Below are 21,048 nucleotides of genomic sequence, written 5' to 3'. Positions count from 1 at the left end.
ATTTAAAATTTATAAAAAAGAAAAGAGGATTATGATATGTATATATTAGAATTAGAAAATGATTATTTTAACAATAGAGGTAGCGAAGTATTAAACTTGTTTATGTGGGCAGTATCTAAATATAATGATGAGGCGATTCAATTTAAGATGAAAAACGACCCTTTCAATATGTTATTTATTTATAATAACGGAAAGTTATTTGCCAAAATGGACACGGAAAAAAACAATAAAATCAATGAGATATTTGAAGTCGCATCAATTAAACACATTGAAAGGTTATTGACTTCGATTGAACACAACTATACAGGGATAAAATTAGAAAGTGGCGATATGACTTTAGAAGAATGGATTTTTAATAATTTAACAGAAGTTTATTTCTTGGTAGGACTTGAAACAATCGCCGAAACTCAAAATGCTAATATATTTGAATTAACTGGGCGTGAATGCAATGTTGAGGAAGTTGAGGGACAACAAAGCTGTATCAATGATTGTATAGGTGTATTAGAGTGGTGTTACCAGTCAGCTATAGCGTTAAATAACCCTAGTAAAGAAGTGGTTCAAGCGTTAAGGTTAGTTACTGATTATGTTCAAGATGAAGAAGTAACTGAATCGGATTTTGAAAAGCTTAAAAGTACATTGATGGAACTTAAAAACGCAAACAAGACCATGTAAGGAAGTAAGATTATATGAGTGAATATAAATGTTTGCCAATTAATGTTGAACATCAAGCAAATAAAGGAATGGGATAAATATATTATAGATGATTAAGCAATTTAAGGCCTGTACATTAATTTGTGCAGGTCTTTCTTTACAATTTGTATAAATAAAATATATAAAATACGAACTTATGGAAGTCTGAGGGAGGCTGTGAAACTTATATCAATATTCTATTAACATTGTAATTCCAGTAAATTCAATGTCTGTTAACATTTTGAATGTGTCGTAAAAATACGAACAATAAATTGCTATTAAGTGGATAAAATTATATAATTAGTGTATAGGGAGAAAAAACGAAAAGTAGGAGAATAGGAGGAAAGTAGGACACAATTAAGGAGGTGTTTTACTTGTCAACGACTAAAGAAGTACCTACTAGATATTTACAGGTTTACAATATTATTGATAATACACCAGACACATATATTACTAATAAAAAAATCATTAACATCTTAGGTCTGGAATATAATGCAAATACTGAAAGATGGCTTAGGCAGGTTATTAATGAGCTTGTGGAACTATACAGATATCCAATCGGTTGCAGTTATAAGAAGTACGCACGAGGCTATTACATCATACGCACACCAGAGCAAAAAGAAGAGGCTATGCGAAGTATTCGAGTGCAAATAAATGGAAGCTTAAAACGTTATGACGCTTTGAAAGAAATGGAGATTATGGAAGTAGTATAGTGGGGAGCTGGTGGATTTAATGGTTTTAAGTGATTATGAACTATTAACCCGATTCAATCGGCGTTATATGGAATGTCACATACAAGATATCCAGTACGATATTAATACGATGTATGAACGTAACTTACCACATTTAGTTTGTGATGCTAACAGTGAAATGATTTATTACGAGAGTTTCAGCCTTGAAAATCTTGCTATCTCAATCATGGAACAAAAAGCAAAGCTTGAAAAGTACATACGAAAATGTGAATACCATTTAAATTTACTAGAAAAAGCTACAGCATCTTATACCAACGCTGAAAAAGATGCTATTCAACAGTTCTTTGATTCTGATGGTAAACAGTCGCACCCTGTTATAAGCCGTTTAAAACACGATTTAATGGACTTATTGAATTATTATAGGAATCAACGCAACATGGCAGTAAATGACGAAATACAAGCCCGTAAACGCCTTAGAATCGAAAGGGGTAAAGCCCGTAAAAGAGCAAAGCTCGAACGATTGAAAAAAGAAAGACAAAACAGGAAAGAGGTAGCTTATTAAATGGGTAAAAGTAATAGCTTTGATGGTTTAATTAATCATTTAGATTCTATGCTTAATAGTGTCGATGATGATGCTGATGAAATATTAGAACGTAATGCCAGAGAATTAACGATTGAGGCTCAAAAGAATGCTAAAAGTGTCATGAACAAAGGTTATTGGACGGGTACCCTTGCCCGAATGATTGAAGATACTAAATCAGGTCATCTAAATTATGAAGTAACCTCAAACGCACATTATTCAGCATATCTTGAATATGGGACAAGATACATGGAACCAGAAACATTTATGTTCCCAGCTTATCAAAAGATACAAAAAAGTATTCAATCTGATTTCAAAAAAATATTCGGTTAATCTAGGAGGTAATACAGTGAAAACGCAACATTTATTTGATGAGTATGATGAATTTGTAAATAACCAAACTCAAAACATTGCAAACCTTGAGCAAGAACGCAATAGCTTGAGAAAAGAGAACGACCAGAACCAACAAGAATATAAGCGATTAGTTGCTAATGGTGAAGATGATGAGGCTGATAAACTTTATTCAACGATTGCAAACAATGATGATAAAATTAAAGCAATGACAAAACGTTTAAACATGAAAAAAGAAGTGTCACAAGAGGCTAGAGATAGAAAAACGGTTGAATTAATTAAACATCAGGCCGAATTACCACATTTATACAATGATGAAAAACAAGACGTGTTAAACAAGTTACAAGACGTTGTTGAAGAATATAACGCATTGATGGACAAAGTGAATGACATTAATGAACGTTACAGAGATGAGCACCGTGAATTTGTTTTATTATACAATCACGAACATATCCACGAAAAAGAATCATTAAGACGTGAATTAAACCCATACTTTAGAGAGGGTTATTACAGTGACTATATAAATAAAGGTGCAGATTTACCATTTATCAATATGAAAAATAATAAACTTCAATTTAAAAAAGGGGTGTAACCATGACGGAAATCATTAGAATGAACAACACAGATAAAACAATTAATAAGTTATTAGATAGTGAGCTTATTGATGAAGAACTAGCCACAGCAATCAAAAATTCAGTGAACTCAGATATTAAAAAAAGTGTGCAACTTAGTAAGAAAGCAATCGGAAATGGTAAGGGTCAAAAAAACTTGAAAGAATTAGCGAATAAAAATCGCATTGTAAAATAAACATGACGAGGGTAGGCCATACCTACCCTTTTTCTGTGAGGTGATTGATATGGCAAAATTAACGAATAGGCAAGAAAAATTTGCTGTTGAGTATCTTAAGACGTTCAATGCAACCCAATCAGCAATTAAGGCAGGGTACAGCGAAAACACTGCTAGAGTTTCAGGAAGTAGGTTATTGCATACGGATAAGGTTAAAGACTTCATTAATGAGCATAAAGAAAAAATGATAAATGAAGATATCTTACAAGCTAATGCAGTCCTTTATTTGCTATCACGTACAGCAGTCGGCGAAACAATGGACACAAGAGCCTTTGTATTGCGAAAAGGGGAATTTATGGAGAATCCAACCACGAAAAAATCAGAGATAGTGTATAATGACCATATTGAAAAAATTGAAGTCCCTGCTAAATTATCAGACCGTAATAGAGCCCTTGAGTTGCTTGGGAAGTACCACGCTTTATATACGGATAAAAAAGAAATTCAAGGCGATACACCTATTTTAATAAGCATAGGAGAATGGGACGAAGAATATGAAAAACAAATAGATAACACTTATCCTAATGCTACGAAAATTATAGATGATATACCTGATAATAATTAACTGTTACACTATTTTCTAAAGTAATAACTTTCAATAATACTTATTTCCCCATCTATTAAGTTAGGTGGGGTTATTTGTGTTCTGAGAGAGCCTCTCTCGTGCATCGAAATTAGTTTAAGTGATACATAGGGTAGTAAAGTGTTATATACCGTTCTCACTGATATAATAATAGTGTGAATATAATCAATGTGGGGGCTAATGATGATAACTATTGAGAAATACGATATAAGGAAGTTAGAGGATTATATTAAGCATGTAGAACAGTATAGAATAGAGCTTGCAACGACGCATGAAGATGATAAACGCAAGGCCAATCTTAAGAATGTTGTTGAGGGCATGGATAAGATAATAAAAGAATCTGACGATGATACATTAGACATGATGCGATTAAGATACTGGGAATGTCCCATTGGTTGCAATGAATGGGTTGATATCGCTGATTACTTTGGTACGAGTAAAACAAGTATATTAAGGCGACGTAATGCATTGATATTTCAATTAGCTGAGAATATTGGATATGTTTAATGTATATTGATAGAATTATAATAAATAACTATGTTATAATATAGTCACGACACAAAAATAAATAAATCGCATTGCTTTGCTACTGAATACATTTTTTTGTATTTGGTGGCTTTTTTATTAAGTGGAAATCTGTTGATATATGTTAACGTTTTAACGTGTTAAAGGGATGATGTATTGAGTTGGAATTTTAAGGGCGAAAAAAGGGCACCTAAATGGAAATAAGGGCAAACCTATGAAAAATAATCAGTGTTAAAAATCGACATAATTACTGATTTAATAAGGTTATGGAAGTTTTAGGGAATGAAAACAATATATAATTATTATTACATTTGTATAAATATCAACGAGTAATTCACTTTTTAGTGGTATGCCGCCTGTAGCATAAACGGTATGAATAGGTACGTCGTTATCTTCAAACTGTTGCATAATGATTTTCGTCCCATATGCCGTAGCTTCTAAATACGCACGATGGACCATTTCAAAAGGTGTATTTAGCGTTAAACCGAAGATACTACCTGTTAAATGGCTATCATTTAAAATATTACGATTACCATTATGCCAATCTAAAATTGTGACATGTTGTTGTTCAATATCTATGTCTGATGCGAGTTTTTCTAACTGCTCTAATATTGAAATATTAGCCTGATTCGCTTGATCAACGATAGATTTAGGTGCTTGGTTGGCAGAGTATTTAAATAAATCTCCGACCGCTGCTTGGCCTGATTCATAAGCATACAGACCAGGGATAATTGCATTTTTAACAGAACCAGTGATACCTGCGATAGGCACTTGTTTAGGGTCAAGCATAAGATGGCATGTGCTCGTACCTATAACTGAAGTGAATTCACCTTGTTCGATAGCACCCACACCAAGCACGCCTGATTGAGCATCGATGATATAAGGTGACACTTGTACCTTATCCGTTAATCCCCATAGATTTTGATAACTTTGAGTGAGGTTGCCTGCACTTTCACCAATGTCAATGACAGGTGCTTCACATTTGGATTTAATAATTGCAGGTAATTCTGGATCTACTGCTTTGAAAAAGTCATAATTAAATCCAGTTTCTTCATTATGGAATCCTTTAAAACCGATGCCACAATTTGAACGTATATTGTTACCCGTTAATAAACTGACAATATAATCCCCAGCTTCCATAATATAAGCCGTCTGCTCTAATATTTCTGGTGCTTGTTCTTTTATTTCTAAAATTTTTGGAACCATCCATTCGCTATTCACATTATGACCATAATAATCTAACCAATTTGATTGATGTTGGTCACTTATTTTTTTCATATATGAAGCTTGATCTTGAGCGCCGTGGTGTTTCCATAATTTAACATAAGCATGAGGGTTATTTTTTAGATTGTCATGTGTATGCATAGGTTTAAAGTGTTCGTCTAAGCAAACAATCGTACAGCTCGTAAAGTCTATACCTATTCCGATGATATTATCTGTATCTACTTTGCTTTGTTCTATAACATTTTTGATGCCTTCTTCAAGAATTAAAGTATAATCTGTCGCGTTTTGGAGAAAATAGTTATGGGGTAAAGGCGAGCCATTGAGTTGCTCTGAAATTGTGCCATGTGGATAATCTTTCTCATATGAGGAGACAATACTACCATCGTCAGTATCTACTAAAAAGACACGACCTGATAAAGTACCAAAATCTATACCAATACTGTAACTCATTTAAATCCCCCTAATTACTTTGATTATTATAGTTACAAATATCATAGTTCTATCCTTTGAGGTTGTAAAGTATACGTATTTTTGAGAGTTTTTTTATAATTTTCGAATCATATCGTTATAGTACATTATTTAATGATATGATTGGTCTAACTGAAGTGTTGAATTTAGTTAAGGGGTGATTTTAATGTCTTTGCAAATCAATCATGTCACAAAAAAGTATAAAAATTTTACGGCAGTTAATGATATTTCATTATCGTTAGAAAAAGGGAAAATGCTTGGATTTTTGGGAAGAAATGGGGCAGGTAAGACAACGACATTTAGAATGATATTAGGTTTGACACCTATTACTGATGGCACGATTACATATAACAACCGTCCTATAAATAAAACGATACATAATAGAATTGGTTATTTACCTGAAGAACGCGGGTTGCATCCTAAAATGAAAGTCTACGATGAGTTGCGATATCTTGCTAAGTTAAAAGGGATGAATGCCACAGAAATAAATGAAAATATCGATTATTGGCTCAAACGTTTTGGTATTGAAGAAAATAGAAATAAAAAAATAGATTCATTATCTAAAGGTAATCAACAGAAGATACAGTTACTGGCAAGTATGTTACACCAACCAGAGTTATTGATTTTAGATGAACCTTTTAGCGGATTGGATCCTGTAAATGTAGCATTACTTAAGTCTGCGGTTAAAGACTTAAACGATAAGGGTACAACTATTATTTATAGTTCTCATCGTATGGAACATGTTGAAGAACTTTGTGATGATGTGTGTATATTAGATAAAGGCGAATTAGTTGTATCAGGGCCCATTGACCAAGTTAAAGCGAATCATGATAAGAAAAATGTCATTATTGAAACAGATTACGAAATGAAAGAAATTGAAGATTTAGAAGGTATTTTAAACATTAAACGCACGAAAAGGGAAATCGAAGTATTGATAGAATCTGAAGAAGTTGCTGAACGTATTTATGAAATTGTAACTAATTATGGATTTGTAAAACGATTCCAAGTTCGTGAGCCATCACTGAACGAAATATTTATTGAGAAAGTAGGTGGGGCGCATGAGTAAATTTCTTGCTACTTTTGGATTAACTTATAAAAATAAAATTAAAACGAAAGCATTTATGATATTTACTGTTATTGTCATTTTGCTCATGATTTTAGGAGCTAATATTAATAAAATTGTAGACTTGTTCGATGGAGGTAACGACAAAATTGGTGTTGTTACGAACAACGAGCAAATTTATAAAACGCTAAAATCACAAGGCAGTAAGCTATATGATGATGCTTCTTTCAAAAAGGTTTCTGACAAAAAAGCACATCGATTGGTCAAAAATGAAAAACTAGATCGTGCTTATATTATAAAAATAAAAGATAAAAATCAGTTATCTGCTAAGATTTTAAGTCGTGATACAGTATCAAACGAAGATAAACAAAAGCTAAAAAGTGTATTAACCACGATGCAGACACAAATTGTTGCACATGATTTAAAACTATCACCACAGGATTTGAAACAACTACAAAGTCATAGTGCTGTGGATTCTGAAGTGATTACAAAGCATGGTAAGCAGTCACAACTGAATGCGTCTGAAAAAGGTTTTAATATGATTATTATTTATATTGGTGTCATGTTGATGTTTTTCATTATATTGAATTATGGAAATCAAGTCGCGATGGAAATTGCTACAGAAAAAACTTCTCGTGTCATCGAAATGATTATAACGAGTGTGTCACCGATTAAACATTTATTTGCAAAAGTGCTTGGTGTTGTTTCCGTTGCACTAACTCAAATATTAATTTTTATTGTGGCTGGATTAATCTGTTTCTTCGTTTTTGACATTAAAAAGATGTTAAAGGGATTCAAATTAGAACCTAATGGGCTCACACTACAAATTGCGATAGTTGGAATAATATCCTTAATACTCGGTATATTGACGTATGTATTTTTAGCAGCAATACTCGGTTCAATTACTGCACGCATTGAGGACATTAGTCAAACTTTAATGCCGATGACATTGTTAAGTATGATCGCATTTTACATTGCGTTATACAGTTTAATGCAGTCAGAAACCATTTTTACTAAAGTTGCGAGTTTTATACCGTTTGTATCGCCTTTCGTCATGTTCGTAAGGGCTTCGTCACCAGATGTAGCCATTTGGGAATTTATACTAAGTTTCTTACTTTCAATCATCACCATTATCATCTTAGTGTGGTTAGCCGTACGAAGTTATAAAGATTCAATCTTAAACTTTGATCAAAGTTTCTTTAAATCGATGAGACGTATTTTCAAAAAAAGTTAAGTTGCATGTATAAAAACAGATATCAAATATATGAAAAGGGATAGAAATCATGGCATTTAGATTTCTATCCCTCTTTTTTTACTATTTTGAATCAGTGATAGTATGTACTAATCGAAAAACTGTAAAATGGTCAAAAGAATCGATAGTAAACAAGCAACAAGCATAACGCTTTGTGATTGTGGCGTTGATTCTTTACCTTGACGATATATGAAGAATACGAATACCCACGCGAGTATAACTAAAATACCTAAAGTTATAGCTAATACTTTCACTTTAATGCCCCCTTTAATTATTAGGCTATCATACTGCTAAGGTGAAATGTACACCTTATTTACAGGTAACATTTTTGCAGATTGTTTGTTAAAATTTAAGAATTACTATAGAAAACTTTTTGAAGAAATTGTTACAATAGTAGAGACGATATATAGTATATAGGGAGAAATATCAGTCTATATTTAGGGACGTTTGATAGTAGACAGATAGTTGGAATGTTAATGATTATAGTAGGGGACATAAAAGTTGAGTTAACAACAAAAGAAGAAAACATGCTAGAGTTTAGGCGCTTATTACGCTTGTAGAGTAGATATTTATTATAAAAACGATGTCATTGTTATTGAATGATGCATTTTAATATGTCTTTTTAAGCGTTTGATTTGAAAGGGAGTAATGTCAATGATTGCGAAGGTAGAAAAACAAAGTAATGATATTGATTTAATTAAAATTGATAATGAAGAAACGAAAATCGTCTTTTCTAATTATGGTGCGCGCATCGTTTCATGGAAATTTGATGATAACCTGATAGTTCTAGGAAATGTAGTTGAGGCAGATGAATTTTACTTTGAAAATCCATTTAAGTTTGGTGCAACGGTAGGGCGTTATGGTGGGCGAATTGCTAACGCCACGTTTGAGTTAGATGGAAAAACATACGAACTACCTAAAAATGATGGTGAGAATAATTTACATGGCGGACCGAATGGTTTAGATGATAGATTCTTTGATTATGAGATTAAAGAACAAGTGGGTCAAATACAAATTGTTTTCAAAACGCAAATCAAGAATAAGGATGATTATTTCCCAGGTGATATTCAATTGGAAGTTATTCATACTTATGATGTTAACCATAGATGGACAATTGAGTATAAAGCAACTGCTTCAGAAACAACACTCTTTAACCCAATGAATCATGTATATTTTAATTTAAACCGTGATAATAAAGTAGTGGATAATCACTTTATTAGTAGTGAAGCATTAAAAATGTATCCATTAGCAGAAAATAATATTGTGACTGACACAACACCGATAGATTTAATCAATGTATATGAATCAGATAAAGTACAATTAAAGGATATATTCGAAAGTGATTACCCAGAAATTAAACAACAGATGGCACAATTCGGTGGTTTGGATCATCCTTTTGATATTCATAATGGTTATATGACGATAGAAAATGATCATTTTATGCTTTCCGTAGAAACAGACATGCCTAATGTGGTTATGTTTACTTTCAATCATCCGAAGTCATGGGAAAGCGATTTTAATATTTATAAACCGCATTCAGGTTTTACTTTAGAGACACAGTGTATGCCTAATGACATTAATTTATATGGTGATCAGGCATCGTCAATTTTAAAGGCTAATTCACCTTTTTATTCAAAAACAGTATTTCAAATAAACGAAAAATAATACATACATTTGGTGATAAAACCGACGTATTAAAAGTGCGATTTAGGCAATCTTGTAATTGACCTGAATCGCACTTTTTAAATAGAAAGATATATTAACTTAGTGATTCTTTATTTTTTTCTGAGATTTTAATCGCACGATTGAGAAACTTTTGCAATTTTTCCTTTCTAGCGTCAGTAAGATATGGATTATTTAATGCGTACTGTAAACGTTCGATATTTTTCTTATCGTTATAATAAATATCATTCAATTCAAACACAGTGAGTGCCGTTTCTGGTTCAGCCTGTTTGATAAGTGTTAAATCGTCGGTTTGATTTACATAACCTTCTTTCACTACTCTAAAATAGAATCCAGTTCTACCAGATTGGGACATACGTTTCACAAGGTCTGGGATTTGATATTTAGCTTGAATCTTCCAGCACGGTTCGCGAATTTCGGAAACTTCAATGATTGCTTCACCGAGTTGAAACTGGTCACCAAAGTGAATTTTCTGTTCATCGATGTCTTGTGCAGTTAGGTTTTCACCAAACATTGCGTATTCAGGTAACACATTGAGGTCATTTTCCCAAAGTTTATAGTTGTTTTTACTGTATAAGCAAACTGCTTTTTCAGGTCCACCATGATCTTTATATTCCTGCTCATCTTCCGTAAAACCTGTGTGAGTTAAATACATTTTATCGTTAAACTTTTCTTTGTTTAAAGCAGAACGCATAGGTCTCTTTTTACTATAATCTAACGATTCAACTTTGCCAGTTGTGATAGCTATTAATTGATATGTTTCCATGATGATTTCCCCTCCTATTGTTAATTATTTTATCATAATTAACAGAATAAACTTGATAAATATCCAAAGATAAATCTGTTTTTTTAAGCTATGTATTTTACTTAAAGTCATGTACAATGATAGTAAATATAAGTGTGTAAAGGGGTAGCATGATGAATAAAGACCAATTGAAAAAGAGCACATTTAAAGATGCATTAGCACAAATTCAAGATGGGATGGTTATAGGTATTGGTTCTGGTTCTACTATAGAGCTTCTCATCCCAGAATTAGCTACAAAGTTACAACAAGAAAGTATTGAAATCACAGGTGTGTGTACCTCAAATAAAACAGCCTTTATCGCTAAAGAACACGGTATTAAAATTTTTGATGTGAATGACGTTCAACACATTGATATCGCCATTGACGGGGCTGATGAAATTGATCGTGAATTAAACTTAATTAAAGGTGGCGGGGGCGCACTGTTTAGAGAGAAAGTCATTGATTCAATGGCCGAAAAATTTATCGTATTAGCAGATGATTCGAAATGTGTCGATTATCTAGGAGAGACATTTAAATTACCTGTGGAAGTTGATAAATTTAATTGGCTCTTAATTGCTAAAAATATTGAAAGTATTAAGCAAGTGAAAGCGATCCGTAGAATGGTAGATGATGTACCATTTATTACCGATAATGGAAATTACATATTAGATTTAGAGATTAATAATCATATAGATGCATATGAAATGCATGAGTATTTAATACACTTGATAGGTGTATTAGAAACAGGATATTTCTTAGACGTCACTGATCAGGTCATTATTGGTTCAACTTCAGGTGTTAAAGTGATTAATAAATAATTACAAATAGAAAACCCCAGCTTTGAGTTTGTTCAAAGCTGGGGTTTTTTCAAGTTATTTAAGATTGTTATCTACGGTGACGACGTTTGTTCTTTATGCTGAATGGTGAACGTTGACGGTTGTTTTTAGGCGCATCACTCTTGTTTTGATCAAAAGTTGTTGATGCATTTTCATTTTGTGATGTCTCAGGTTCTAATGAATCTTTAACCTCACTCACAACTGTGGATGTACGTTTTCTTTTGTGTTTCTTTTGTTTCTTTAAATCTGTGTCACGTTTCGACTGTTGTTTGCTTTTTCGTTCAGTAGATGATTCGACAGGTGAACGCTGTTGTTGTGAGAATGCAGTATCTTCTGCCGTTTCACTATGAGGTTGTTTATTAACTTCTGTTGAATCATTATCTAAAGGTTCATTGTGCGTTGGATTAGTGATACGTGATGTTTCTTCTGTCGTTGTATCGTCTGTGTCATGAACATCGTTTTCTTTTTCAGAAGTTAGCGATTGATCTGATTCGTCTACATGAGACGTTTCAGCTGCTGTTGTTGAATGCGTAACATTCATTTGTTCATCATGATTAGAAACAACATCGTCCTCTTTATCTATATGTTTATTGACGCTCTCTGATGATTGTTGGTTGTCAGATTTTGTTGCTGAAGATTGATTGTCACGAATGTTTGTATGTTCATCGTCTTCATTAGGTGTTTCCTGTTGATGATTTACTTTGTTCGTCTCGTGGTTATTGTGTTGATGAGTAGAATCATTCACATGGTCGAAATAATTATTATCTTCTACTTCATCAAGATTACGATTGGTAGATTTATAAATTAAACCGCGAATAATCGTGCTCAATAGTATGTAGACAATTGCTACAAATACTGTAGAGAATGCAATAATTTTCATAGAAAGTATATTACCGAGTTCTTCATTAAATAAGTAAAGTAGTCCAAATGACATCATTAAATTAAATAATGTAGCAATATAAATTGTGCGACCTTTTGTGCCTCGTATTAATTCTCCGACAATGATTGAAAATGCAAAGTAGAATAATAAATTGTATAGCATGAATTCTACGCCGAATACTAATTTAATATTCCAAACTGCAAAAATAATACCAACGACAATAGAAGCAAAAAATGTTGCCATTCTGTTTTCAACGATATTTTGTAAATATACTCGGAAGCCTAACTCAACACAGAAAGCCATTAAAACTTGACCTATTAAAACAATAAGAAATGGAACTGAGAAATCTTCAGATTGTAATAACACAAAACTATCAGCAAATATATTTAGACTAACCATTGAGATGATAAATATAACTAACGGCAAAATAATAGCTAATAACAACCGTTCGATTACTTTTAAATCTATAGAAAGTTTAAAATGCGCAAGTTGTAACTTTTTATATCTAAATACAATGATACAGAAGATTGCGCCTAATAAAGGAGCCAAAACACTTAAATCAAATACATAGTATTTAAATGGTGTAGCACCTTGAAAATCTTTCAGGATAATGGGTGCAGCGAATGCGATGATAGTAAAAGTAAATATCATCATTGCCCATTGAAAGCCTGGAATACGTTTATTATTCATTGTGTAACCTCCATTAGGTACAGAAAAATCATTTTTCACCAATTATACATACAAATTTATAAGAAATAAATTAATATTAAGGATTTATCATTGAAATGTAATATTATGACTAATATCACTAACTATCATAAAGCTTTAAATAATAAAAATATTAAAGCCGTGTGTGTTTGCCTCAACATAAATATGGATTGAATTGATATAGCTGTGGGCGTATACTGAAATTGTGAAGCTAGCAATCGAAAGGGGAATTACGATGTATAATTTGTCAAACAAAGAATTGTGGCAAGGAAGAGTGGACAGTGAAACAGATTCAAGTCATTTCAGGCACTTTCAAACAATCAATTTCCGAAACATTTCAGACAGTTTTGATGAAGAACAACATGGGGTAGGTATGATTGGTTATGCGGTTGATAAAGGTGTTGAATTAAATAAAGGGCGTGTAGGTGCCAAAGAAGGTCCTGACGCGATTAAAAAAGCATTCGCAAATTTACCAGTTATGCGCGATACTCAAATTTATGATTATGGTAATGTTGAGCATGATTATGAGAGATTAGAAGAAACACAAAAAGAATTCGGTCATTATGTAGCACAATCAATCCAACGTCATAATCAAACATTTCTTCTAGGTGGTGGACATGACATTGCGTATGCTCAGTATTTAGGTGTACGTGAAGCGCACCCTGACGCATCAATAGGTGTAATTAACATCGATGCACATTTCGATACACGTAAAGAAGAAGGCTCAACATCAGGTACAAGCTTTAGACAGATCTTAGAAGGAGACGACAATGCAAACTATTTAGTATTAGGTGTTCAAGAAGGCGGTAATACACAAGGATTATTCGACTATGCTGAAGAGCGCGGTGTAGGTTATGTGTATTCAGACGAACTTTTACACCAAATCGCTCCTCCAATTAAAGATAAAGTAGAAAGATTTATGAACGACCATGATGTTATTATGTTTACAATATGTATGGACGTCATTGACAGTGCTTTTGCACCAGGTGTTAGTGCCAATGCTGTACTAGGACTGTTTCCTCATATTGTTCTAGAGATTGCTAAACGTATTATACCAAATGAGAAAGTATCAACTATTAGTATTGCTGAAACAAATCCAAAATATGACATCGATCAGCGAACTTCAAAGTTAACAGCTAATTTCTTCCACCATTTCATTCTCTAAATTTCCAAAAATCGATGCATTGATTAATTAAAGAAAGTACCCGTTTAGGGTGCTTTCTTTTTTTGAGGTAGTTGATATAAATCGCACGTTTGATTTTAGGTTTGATTGTCACAATTTCTAGGTTACGTGTATTGAATGATTGATAGTAAACTTGAGGGATAATCGCATAACCCATTCCTTTATGCACATAGTTAGTAGCTGCTTCAAATCGGCTCACTTCAATTACAATATTAGGATGAACGTTCATTCTATTGAAGTATTCATCGATATGTTTGCGTACTTGTGATCCTTTCATAGGTACGATTAGCGGATAATGTGCAACAGCCTTTGTTTCCCTTTTGTTAAATACATTCTCAGGGGTTAGTAGAACATAAGATTCTTCGTATAATTTAATCGATTCAATATTTTCATGTTCTATTTTTTCATTGGTTATTGCGATATGATTTTCAAAATTGAGTAGCTGTTCTAAGATTTTATTTTGATCATGAACTTCAGCTACATAATAAGTTTGATCCTGATTATATCGGCGATGATTAGATATAATTTGTGAAATCCATTGATTTGTAGATTCAAGTATAGATAACTTAATCTTAGGTGCATGACTCATATTAAGGTCATGCATTTTTTCCAATGTTTGATGGTAGTGTTGAATTAAGTCTTGAGCATAATGATAGAATTGAATACCTTTTTCAGTAATTTTAATATCTTTCGTAGTTCGAATTAATAAATCGTACCCTAAATCTTCTTCCATTTTTTTAATTGTTGTAGTTAAAGAAGGTTGACTAATGTGCAAATAATTAGCAGCTTTCGTGAAACTGTTGTAGTTAACTACTGCTACAAAATACTCTAATTGAATAATTTTCATATACTTACCCCCTTATATTTCATCCATTTATAACTTAAAGCTATCAATAATTAGTTTATTTATATTGGTCGTCTATATCATATCATAATATACTGATAAATATAGAGGGAGGTGTACTTTCATGTTAGGGGCGTGAAGTACATGTGGAAGTTTTTTGTGTATAGTTTAATAGGTATTATTGTCTTTTTCATACCTATAACCCTTTTCGGAGAATCAACAATCTTAGTTGATCATATCGTGAAGTGGATAACCGCATGGGTCAAACCGATTTTACCGTTTTATGTACTGTGCTTAATTATAATTGGAGCTGTACTTCCATTTGTTAATAAAGAATGGAATAAGTCTAAAACGAGTATTGTGTTTTCGTTATTTAAAGTGTTAGGCGTTTTTATTGCGATTATGGTCGTTTTTCATATCGGACCTCATTTTATTTTGAAGAAAGATATAGGGCCTTTTTTGTACGATAAGTTGGCAATGCCATTAAGCTTATTAATACCGATAGGAGCTATTTTATTATCATTTTTAGTTGGATATGGATTACTAGAATTTATTGGTGTGCTTTGTAGGCCAATCATGCGGCCCATATTTAAAACACCAGGTAAGTCGGCAGTGGATGCAGTTGCCTCATTCGTAGGAAGTTACTCTATAGGTTTACTTATAACGAATAGAGTTTATAAGAATGGTGGCTACACTCATAAAGAAGCTGTCGTAATCGCAACTGGATTTTCAACAGTTTCTGCTACATTTATGATTATTGTCGCGAATACTTTGAAAATTATTGATTTTTGGAACTTGTATTTTTGGTTCACACTTGTAGTAACATTTATTGTTACTGCTATTACGGTACAACTCCCACCTATAAGATTTGAAAAGAATGACACCTTCGAAAATCAACCGTATCAAAAAGAAGTGCGCAGAGATATGCCTTTACTTAAAGAGGCATGGTTAGAAGCTAAACAAGCAGTAGGACAGGCGAATTCACTAGTAGATAATGTTAAAGAAAATTTACGCGACGGTGTGTTAATGACGATATCAATACTACCTTCAATAATGTCTATTGGTTTAATAGGTTTATTGATAGTTGAATTTACACCAATTGTTGAATATGTAGCCTATATATTTTACCCATTTATTTCAATCTTCCCAGTTAAAGATGTAGGCGTTTTAGCTCAAGCTTCAACAATTTCGATTGTTGAAATGTTGTTACCTTCAGCAATTGCACAAAGCGCTGATTTAGCTACACGATTTGTGGTGGCAGTAACAAGCGTTTCGGCTATCATATTCTTTTCAAGCGTTGTACCCGTTATTTTATCTACGGAAATTAAGGTTTCTATAAGTAAATTAGTGGTCATATGGTTTGAAAGAGTAGTATTAACGTTATTAATAACAATTCCTTTTGCGTTATGGATTTTCTAAATGTTTAAAGTGTATTTAAATCTAACGAGGAGTGATTTAAGTGAGAAAAATTGAAGCAAAAAAAGGTTTAGACATTGAATGTAAAGGTTGGGAACAAGAAGCAGTATTGAGAATGTTATACAACAACTTGGATCCAGAAGTTGCTGAACGTCCAGAAGACTTAGTTGTATATGGTGGTATCGGTAAAGCTGCTAGAAACTGGGATGCATTTGAAGCTATTGAAGAAACATTACGTAATTTAGAAGCGGATGAAACAATGTTAGTTCAATCAGGTAAACCAGTAGCAGTGTTTAAAACACACGAAGAAGCACCACGTGTATTATTATCAAACTCAGTATTAGTTCCTGAATGGGCAAACTGGGATCATTTCAATGAGCTAGATAAAGAAGGCTTAATCATGTACGGTCAAATGACTGCGGGTAGTTGGATTTATATCGGTTCACAAGGTATTGTACAAGGTACGTATGAAACATTTGGTGAGCTAGCTAATCAACATTTTGATGGTGATTTAAAAGGTACCGTAACATTAACTGCTGGTCTAGGCGGTATGGGTGGTGCACAGCCACTTGCTGTTACTATGAATGGTGGCGTAGTTATCGGTGTTGATGTCGATGAAACACGTATCGATAAACGTATCGAAACGAAATATTGTGATGTTAAGACAAGCGATTTAGATGAAGCATTACGACTAGCAGAAGAAGCAAAAGAACAAGGCAATGCTTTATCTATTGGTTTAGTAGGTAATGCAGTTGATGTACATCAAGAAATTTTAGACAGAGGATTTAAAGTTGATATCGTAACAGACCAAACAAGTGCACATGACCCATTAAATGGTTATGTACCTCAAGGTTATTCATTAGAAGAGGCTAAAGCATTACGCGATAAAGACCCGAAAGAATATGTGAAAAAATCAGAATCTTCAATGAAAAAACACGTAGACTTAATGTTACAATTCCAAAAAAATGGTGCGATTGCATTTGACTATGGTAATAACATTAGACAAGTTGCATTTAATAATGGTTTAGAAAATGCATTTGATTTCCCAGGATTCGTGCCAGCGTACATTAGACCATTATTCTGTGAAGGTAAAGGTCCATTCCGTTTTGCTGCTTTAAGTGGAGATCCTAAAGATATCGAACGTGCTGATGAAGAAATGAGAAAGTTATTCCCAGAGAATGAAAAACTTATCCGTTGGTTAGATTTAGCACAAGAAAAAATCGCATTCCAAGGTTTACCATCACGTATTGCATGGTTAGGTTATGAAGAACGTGCGAAAATGGGGTTAGCTTTAAATCGTTTAGTACGAGAAGGGGAAATATCTGCACCTATCGTTATCGGTCGTGACCACCTTGACTCAGGTTCAGTTGCAAGTCCTAACCGTGAAACTGAAGGAATGAAAGATGGTTCTGATGCTGTAGGTGACTGGGCTGTATTAAATGCTTTAATCAATACAGCAGCAGGCGGTTCATGGATTTCATTCCACCACGGCGGTGGCGTAGGTATGGGTTATTCATTACATGCTGGTATGGTTGTTGTTGCGGATGGCTCTGAACGTGCAGATCGTCGTTTAGGACGTGTATTAACTACAGATCCGGGTATGGGAGTAGTGAGACATGCTGATGCAGGTTATGAATCTGCAGTAGAAGTTGCAAAGGAAAAAGGTATTCACATTCCAATGATTACAGGTAAAGGAGACAAATAATGAACGATTTAATTATTCAAAACATTAAACAATTAATTTTACCGAAATCAACAGACCGTCCTTTAAAAGGGAAAGAGTTAGACGAACTAGAAACAGTTGAAAATGGTACAGTTGTAGTTAAAGACGGCAAAATCGTTTACTCAGGTGCACATACGGATGAATATGAAGCGGAAGAAGTTATTGACGCAACAGGTAAAGTTGTTTCACCTGCACTTGTAGAAGCTCATACACACCTTGTACATGGTGGCTCACGTGAACATGAAATGTCACTTAAAAGACAAGGTGCTTCTTATTTAGAAATCCTTGAACAAGGTGGAGGCATCCTTTCAACTGTAGAATCTACACGTAAAGCAACTGAAGAAGAATTATTCGAAAAAGCTGAGAAGAACTTGCTAACAATGGTTCAACACGGTGTGTTAGCTGTAGAAAGTAAAAGTGGTTATGGTTTAGATAAAGAAAACGAATTAAAACAGTTACGTGTATCAAATCGTTTAGCAGAAAAATATAATTTAGATATGAAACATACTTTCCTTGGGCCACATGCAGTACCGAAAGAAGCAGAATCAAACCAAGCATTTTTACAAGAAATGATTGATTTATTACCAGAAGTTAAAGAATATGCTGACTTTGCTGATATTTTCTGTGAAACTGGCGTATTCACAGTGGAAGAATCAAAACAATATATAGAAGCAGCAAAAAAAGCAGGATACGATGTTAAGATTCATGCAGATGAAATCGATCCTTTAGGTGGTTTAGAACTTGCGATTGACGAAGGTGCAATTTCAGCAGACCATTTAGTTGCTTCAAGTACAGAAGGTAAAGCGAAGTTAAAACACAGTGATACAGTAGCGGTGCTATTACCAGGTACAACATTCTATCTCGGTAAAGAAGATTATGCAGACGCAAGAGGCATGTTAGATAATGAAGGTGCTATCGCAATCGCAACAGACTTTAACCCTGGTAGTTGTGTAACGAACAACTTACAACTTGTTATGTCTATTGCAGCTTTAAAATTAAAATTAACTCCAAATGAAATTTGGAATGCTGTGACAGTCAATGCTGCAAAAGCCATTGATGTTGATGCTGGTACAATTAATGAAGGTGACAAGGCAAACATCGTTATTTGGGATGCACCAAATCATGAATATATCCCTTATCACTATGGTATCAACCATGCACAAAAAGTTATTAAAGATGGTAAAGTGATAGCAGATAATCACTTTGAACTTTAATTTTATGAAATAAATCGAATAAAGTTTTTAGGAACTTAGTGTTCTAACGTGAAGAAAGGCAATTTCTATTGAAATAATATAGAAATTGTCTTTTCTTTTAACTAAATAATATGAAAGGTTTTTAATTATAGCTGACCCATGTTGGGTATTTTAATGCTTGCCGCTCTATCAGATATATTATTGATAAGCACTAGATGTCCTATAGATTATTAAGAATATTTTGACAATTATGATAAAATGACAAGTATAAGTACAAAAGTGTAAAATGTTTAGTCATCTATCTTAATTGGATTAATGAAAATAGAGAAAGGTCGTGGCAATGTATGCCTAAATATGAAGATTATGTGCAATGGAGAAGAACGTTTCATCAATTCCCAGAGTTATCTGAGTATGAATATGAAACAACTAAACGTTTGAAACGTATACTAGAATCTTATGATATTAAAATATTAGATTTACCTTTAGAAACAGGCCTTGTCGCAGAGGTAGGCCAAGGTGATGATTTTGTTGCTGTAAGAACGGACATCGATGCTTTACCAATACATGAGCAAGTCGTGCATGAATTTACTTCAACAAATGATGGTGTGATGCATGCGTGTGGTCATGACATTCATATGGCTAGTATTTTAGGGGTGGCCACTGGTTTAAAAGAGATAGAACAAGAATTAGATGGACGTGTACGTATTATTTTCCAACCAGCTGAAGAACTAGGTCATGGAGCATTTTCAATTACTGAAACGAAAGCAATAGATGGAGCAAAAGCTGTCTTAGGCTTTCATAATTATCCTTCAATGAATATTAATGAATTCGCAATTAAATCAGGCGTATTAACATCAGCTGTAGATCGATTTGAATATAAAATCCAAGGTAAAGGTGCACATGCTGCAAAACCTGAACAAGGGAATGATCCAGTCGTGGCACTAGGACAACTGATCAACAGCGTTCAATCTATTGTAAGTAGAAATTTATCGGCATTTGATAATGCAGTAGTTACAATAGGAGAAGTATCTTCTGGTAATACATGGAATGTCATTGCTGATCAAGCATACGTACAAGGTACTGTTAGAACATTTGATTCAAAGGTTCGCGAACGAATTGAATCACGCCTACATGCGATAGGTAAAGGGATTGAAACGACATTCGATTTAGAAGTAGAGACACGATATCAACATTTACCAGGTGCAGTTGTAAACGATGAACAACTGACGCAAGAAGCGATTAAAGTAGCGAAACAATTAGACTATGACGTGAAATTGATGCAAGAACCGCTGACGATTGGCGAAGATTTTGCTGGATATTCACAGCAATACCCGAGTGTCTTTGCGTTCATAGGATCAAACAGTAAATATGATTTACATCATCCGAAGTTTGATCCTGACGAGCGCATATTAGAAAAGGCTCCACAATATTTTATTACATTTGTTCAACAATTATTGAACGGTGAAACTGAAGAATCGTAATAATGCATAAGATTTATTTCACATGGGTACAGACTAAATAAGTCAA

General features: G+C 33.5%; 21 protein-coding genes and 1 pseudogene. 17 read left to right on the top strand and 5 right to left on the bottom strand.

The window, feature by feature from the left end; all coding sequences use genetic code 11:
• Positions 1 to 36: 36 nt before the first annotated feature.
• The 8 genes from QQM35_RS01325 (at position 37) to QQM35_RS01290 (ending at position 4,246) form a co-directional block, all read left to right on the top strand.
• Positions 37 to 672 carry a hypothetical protein gene (locus QQM35_RS01325; RefSeq protein ID WP_342610437.1) on the top strand — a complete coding sequence of 212 codons (636 nt, stop codon included), beginning with the start codon at positions 37 to 39 and terminating at the stop codon, positions 670 to 672.
• Between the two features lie 392 nt (positions 673 to 1,064).
• Positions 1,065 to 1,403 carry a pathogenicity island protein gene (locus QQM35_RS01320; protein WP_251517738.1) on the top strand — a complete coding sequence of 113 codons (339 nt, stop codon included), beginning with the start codon at positions 1,065 to 1,067 and terminating at the stop codon, positions 1,401 to 1,403.
• Positions 1,404 to 1,413: 10 nt separating this feature from the next.
• On the top strand, positions 1,414 to 1,944 hold the full coding sequence (locus QQM35_RS01315; protein ID WP_342610436.1) for a hypothetical protein: 531 nt from the start codon (positions 1,414 to 1,416) through the stop codon (positions 1,942 to 1,944).
• On the top strand, positions 1,945 to 2,295 hold the full coding sequence (locus QQM35_RS01310; RefSeq protein ID WP_251517749.1) for an HK97-gp10 family putative phage morphogenesis protein: 351 nt from the start codon (positions 1,945 to 1,947) through the stop codon (positions 2,293 to 2,295).
• Positions 2,296 to 2,311: 16 nt separating this feature from the next.
• The gene (locus tag QQM35_RS01305; protein ID WP_342610435.1) at positions 2,312 to 2,905 is read left to right on the top strand and encodes a pathogenicity island protein; all 594 of its coding nucleotides are present in this window, start codon (positions 2,312 to 2,314) and stop codon (positions 2,903 to 2,905) included.
• Between the two features lie 2 nt (positions 2,906 to 2,907).
• Positions 2,908 to 3,120 (top strand): hypothetical protein, encoded by a 213-nt coding sequence (locus QQM35_RS01300; RefSeq protein ID WP_251517755.1) that lies wholly within the window; start codon positions 2,908 to 2,910, stop codon positions 3,118 to 3,120.
• 49 nt (positions 3,121 to 3,169) lie between these two features.
• Positions 3,170 to 3,721 (top strand): terminase small subunit, encoded by a 552-nt coding sequence (locus QQM35_RS01295; RefSeq protein ID WP_251517758.1) that lies wholly within the window; start codon positions 3,170 to 3,172, stop codon positions 3,719 to 3,721.
• Between the two features lie 201 nt (positions 3,722 to 3,922).
• Positions 3,923 to 4,246 carry a transcriptional regulator gene (locus QQM35_RS01290; protein WP_251519053.1) on the top strand — a complete coding sequence of 108 codons (324 nt, stop codon included), beginning with the start codon at positions 3,923 to 3,925 and terminating at the stop codon, positions 4,244 to 4,246.
• 321 nt (positions 4,247 to 4,567) lie between these two features.
• On the opposite strand, the pseudogene QQM35_RS01285 reads toward QQM35_RS01290, so the two are convergent.
• Positions 4,568 to 5,938, bottom strand: a pseudogene (locus QQM35_RS01285) (ribulokinase); the annotation flags it as partial.
• Positions 5,939 to 6,122: 184 nt separating this feature from the next.
• Between QQM35_RS01285 and QQM35_RS01280 the strand changes: the two are divergent.
• Entirely contained in the window at positions 6,123 to 7,022 is a 900-nt protein-coding gene (locus tag QQM35_RS01280) for an ABC transporter ATP-binding protein (protein ID WP_251517761.1), read from the top strand.
• The gene (locus tag QQM35_RS01275; protein WP_251517764.1) at positions 7,015 to 8,253 is read left to right on the top strand and encodes an ABC transporter permease; all 1,239 of its coding nucleotides are present in this window, start codon (positions 7,015 to 7,017) and stop codon (positions 8,251 to 8,253) included. Before QQM35_RS01280 ends, QQM35_RS01275 begins: the two co-directional genes overlap by 8 nt.
• 107 nt (positions 8,254 to 8,360) lie before the next feature.
• Here QQM35_RS01275 and QQM35_RS01270 read toward each other — a convergent pair whose 3' ends face one another.
• Entirely contained in the window at positions 8,361 to 8,525 is a 165-nt protein-coding gene (locus QQM35_RS01270) for a hypothetical protein (RefSeq protein ID WP_251517766.1), read from the bottom strand.
• A 400-nt stretch (positions 8,526 to 8,925) separates the two neighbouring features.
• Between QQM35_RS01270 and QQM35_RS01265 the strand changes: the two genes are divergently transcribed.
• On the top strand, positions 8,926 to 9,936 hold the full coding sequence (locus QQM35_RS01265; RefSeq protein ID WP_342610434.1) for an aldose epimerase family protein: 1,011 nt from the start codon (positions 8,926 to 8,928) through the stop codon (positions 9,934 to 9,936).
• Between the two features lie 94 nt (positions 9,937 to 10,030).
• Here QQM35_RS01265 and QQM35_RS01260 read toward each other — a convergent pair whose 3' ends face one another.
• Entirely contained in the window at positions 10,031 to 10,720 is a 690-nt protein-coding gene (locus QQM35_RS01260; RefSeq protein WP_251517771.1) for an MOSC domain-containing protein, read from the bottom strand.
• 149 nt (positions 10,721 to 10,869) lie between these two features.
• On the opposite strand from QQM35_RS01260, the gene QQM35_RS01255 reads away from it, so the two are divergent.
• Positions 10,870 to 11,556, top strand: coding sequence for a ribose 5-phosphate isomerase A (locus tag QQM35_RS01255; RefSeq protein WP_418128974.1), 687 nt, complete (start codon positions 10,870 to 10,872; stop codon positions 11,554 to 11,556).
• Between the two features lie 67 nt (positions 11,557 to 11,623).
• Here QQM35_RS01255 and QQM35_RS01250 read toward each other — a convergent pair whose 3' ends face one another.
• Positions 11,624 to 13,144 carry a CPBP family intramembrane glutamic endopeptidase gene (locus QQM35_RS01250; protein ID WP_286009863.1) on the bottom strand — a complete coding sequence of 507 codons (1,521 nt, stop codon included), beginning with the start codon at positions 13,142 to 13,144 and terminating at the stop codon, positions 11,624 to 11,626.
• A 253-nt stretch (positions 13,145 to 13,397) separates the two neighbouring features.
• Between QQM35_RS01250 and hutG the strand changes: the two genes are divergently transcribed.
• Positions 13,398 to 14,327 carry a formimidoylglutamase gene (hutG, locus tag QQM35_RS01245; RefSeq protein WP_251517776.1) on the top strand — a complete coding sequence of 310 codons (930 nt, stop codon included), beginning with the start codon at positions 13,398 to 13,400 and terminating at the stop codon, positions 14,325 to 14,327.
• Here hutG and QQM35_RS01240 read toward each other — a convergent pair.
• Positions 14,317 to 15,192: a LysR family transcriptional regulator gene (locus QQM35_RS01240; RefSeq protein WP_251517779.1), complete on the bottom strand. Its 876-nt coding sequence runs from the start codon at positions 15,190 to 15,192 to the stop codon at positions 14,317 to 14,319. The genes hutG and QQM35_RS01240 overlap by 11 nt on opposite strands.
• Positions 15,193 to 15,333: 141 nt before the next feature.
• Here QQM35_RS01240 and QQM35_RS01235 point away from each other — a divergent pair, with 141 nt between their 5' ends.
• The 4 genes from QQM35_RS01235 to QQM35_RS01220 all read left to right on the top strand — a co-directional run bounded on the left by QQM35_RS01235 (position 15,334) and on the right by QQM35_RS01220 (position 21,002).
• A complete protein-coding gene (locus tag QQM35_RS01235; protein WP_251517781.1) occupies positions 15,334 to 16,608 on the top strand; it encodes a YjiH family protein in 1,275 nt (424 codons plus the stop codon).
• 40 nt (positions 16,609 to 16,648) lie between these two features.
• Positions 16,649 to 18,310, top strand: coding sequence for a urocanate hydratase (hutU, locus tag QQM35_RS01230; protein WP_251517783.1), 1,662 nt, complete (start codon positions 16,649 to 16,651; stop codon positions 18,308 to 18,310).
• Positions 18,310 to 19,542 (top strand): imidazolonepropionase, encoded by a 1,233-nt coding sequence (hutI, locus tag QQM35_RS01225; protein ID WP_342610433.1) that lies wholly within the window; start codon positions 18,310 to 18,312, stop codon positions 19,540 to 19,542. Before hutU ends, hutI begins: the two co-directional genes overlap by 1 nt.
• A 323-nt stretch (positions 19,543 to 19,865) precedes the next feature.
• The gene (locus QQM35_RS01220; RefSeq protein ID WP_251517788.1) at positions 19,866 to 21,002 is read left to right on the top strand and encodes an amidohydrolase; all 1,137 of its coding nucleotides are present in this window, start codon (positions 19,866 to 19,868) and stop codon (positions 21,000 to 21,002) included.
• Positions 21,003 to 21,048 lie beyond the last annotated feature (46 nt).

This window comes from Staphylococcus hsinchuensis, from assembly GCF_038789205.1.
Lineage (GTDB): Bacteria > Bacillota > Bacilli > Staphylococcales > Staphylococcaceae > Staphylococcus > Staphylococcus hsinchuensis.
The sequence above is the reverse complement of the archived record's forward strand: the minus strand, read 5'-3'. Positions and strand labels throughout refer to the sequence as shown.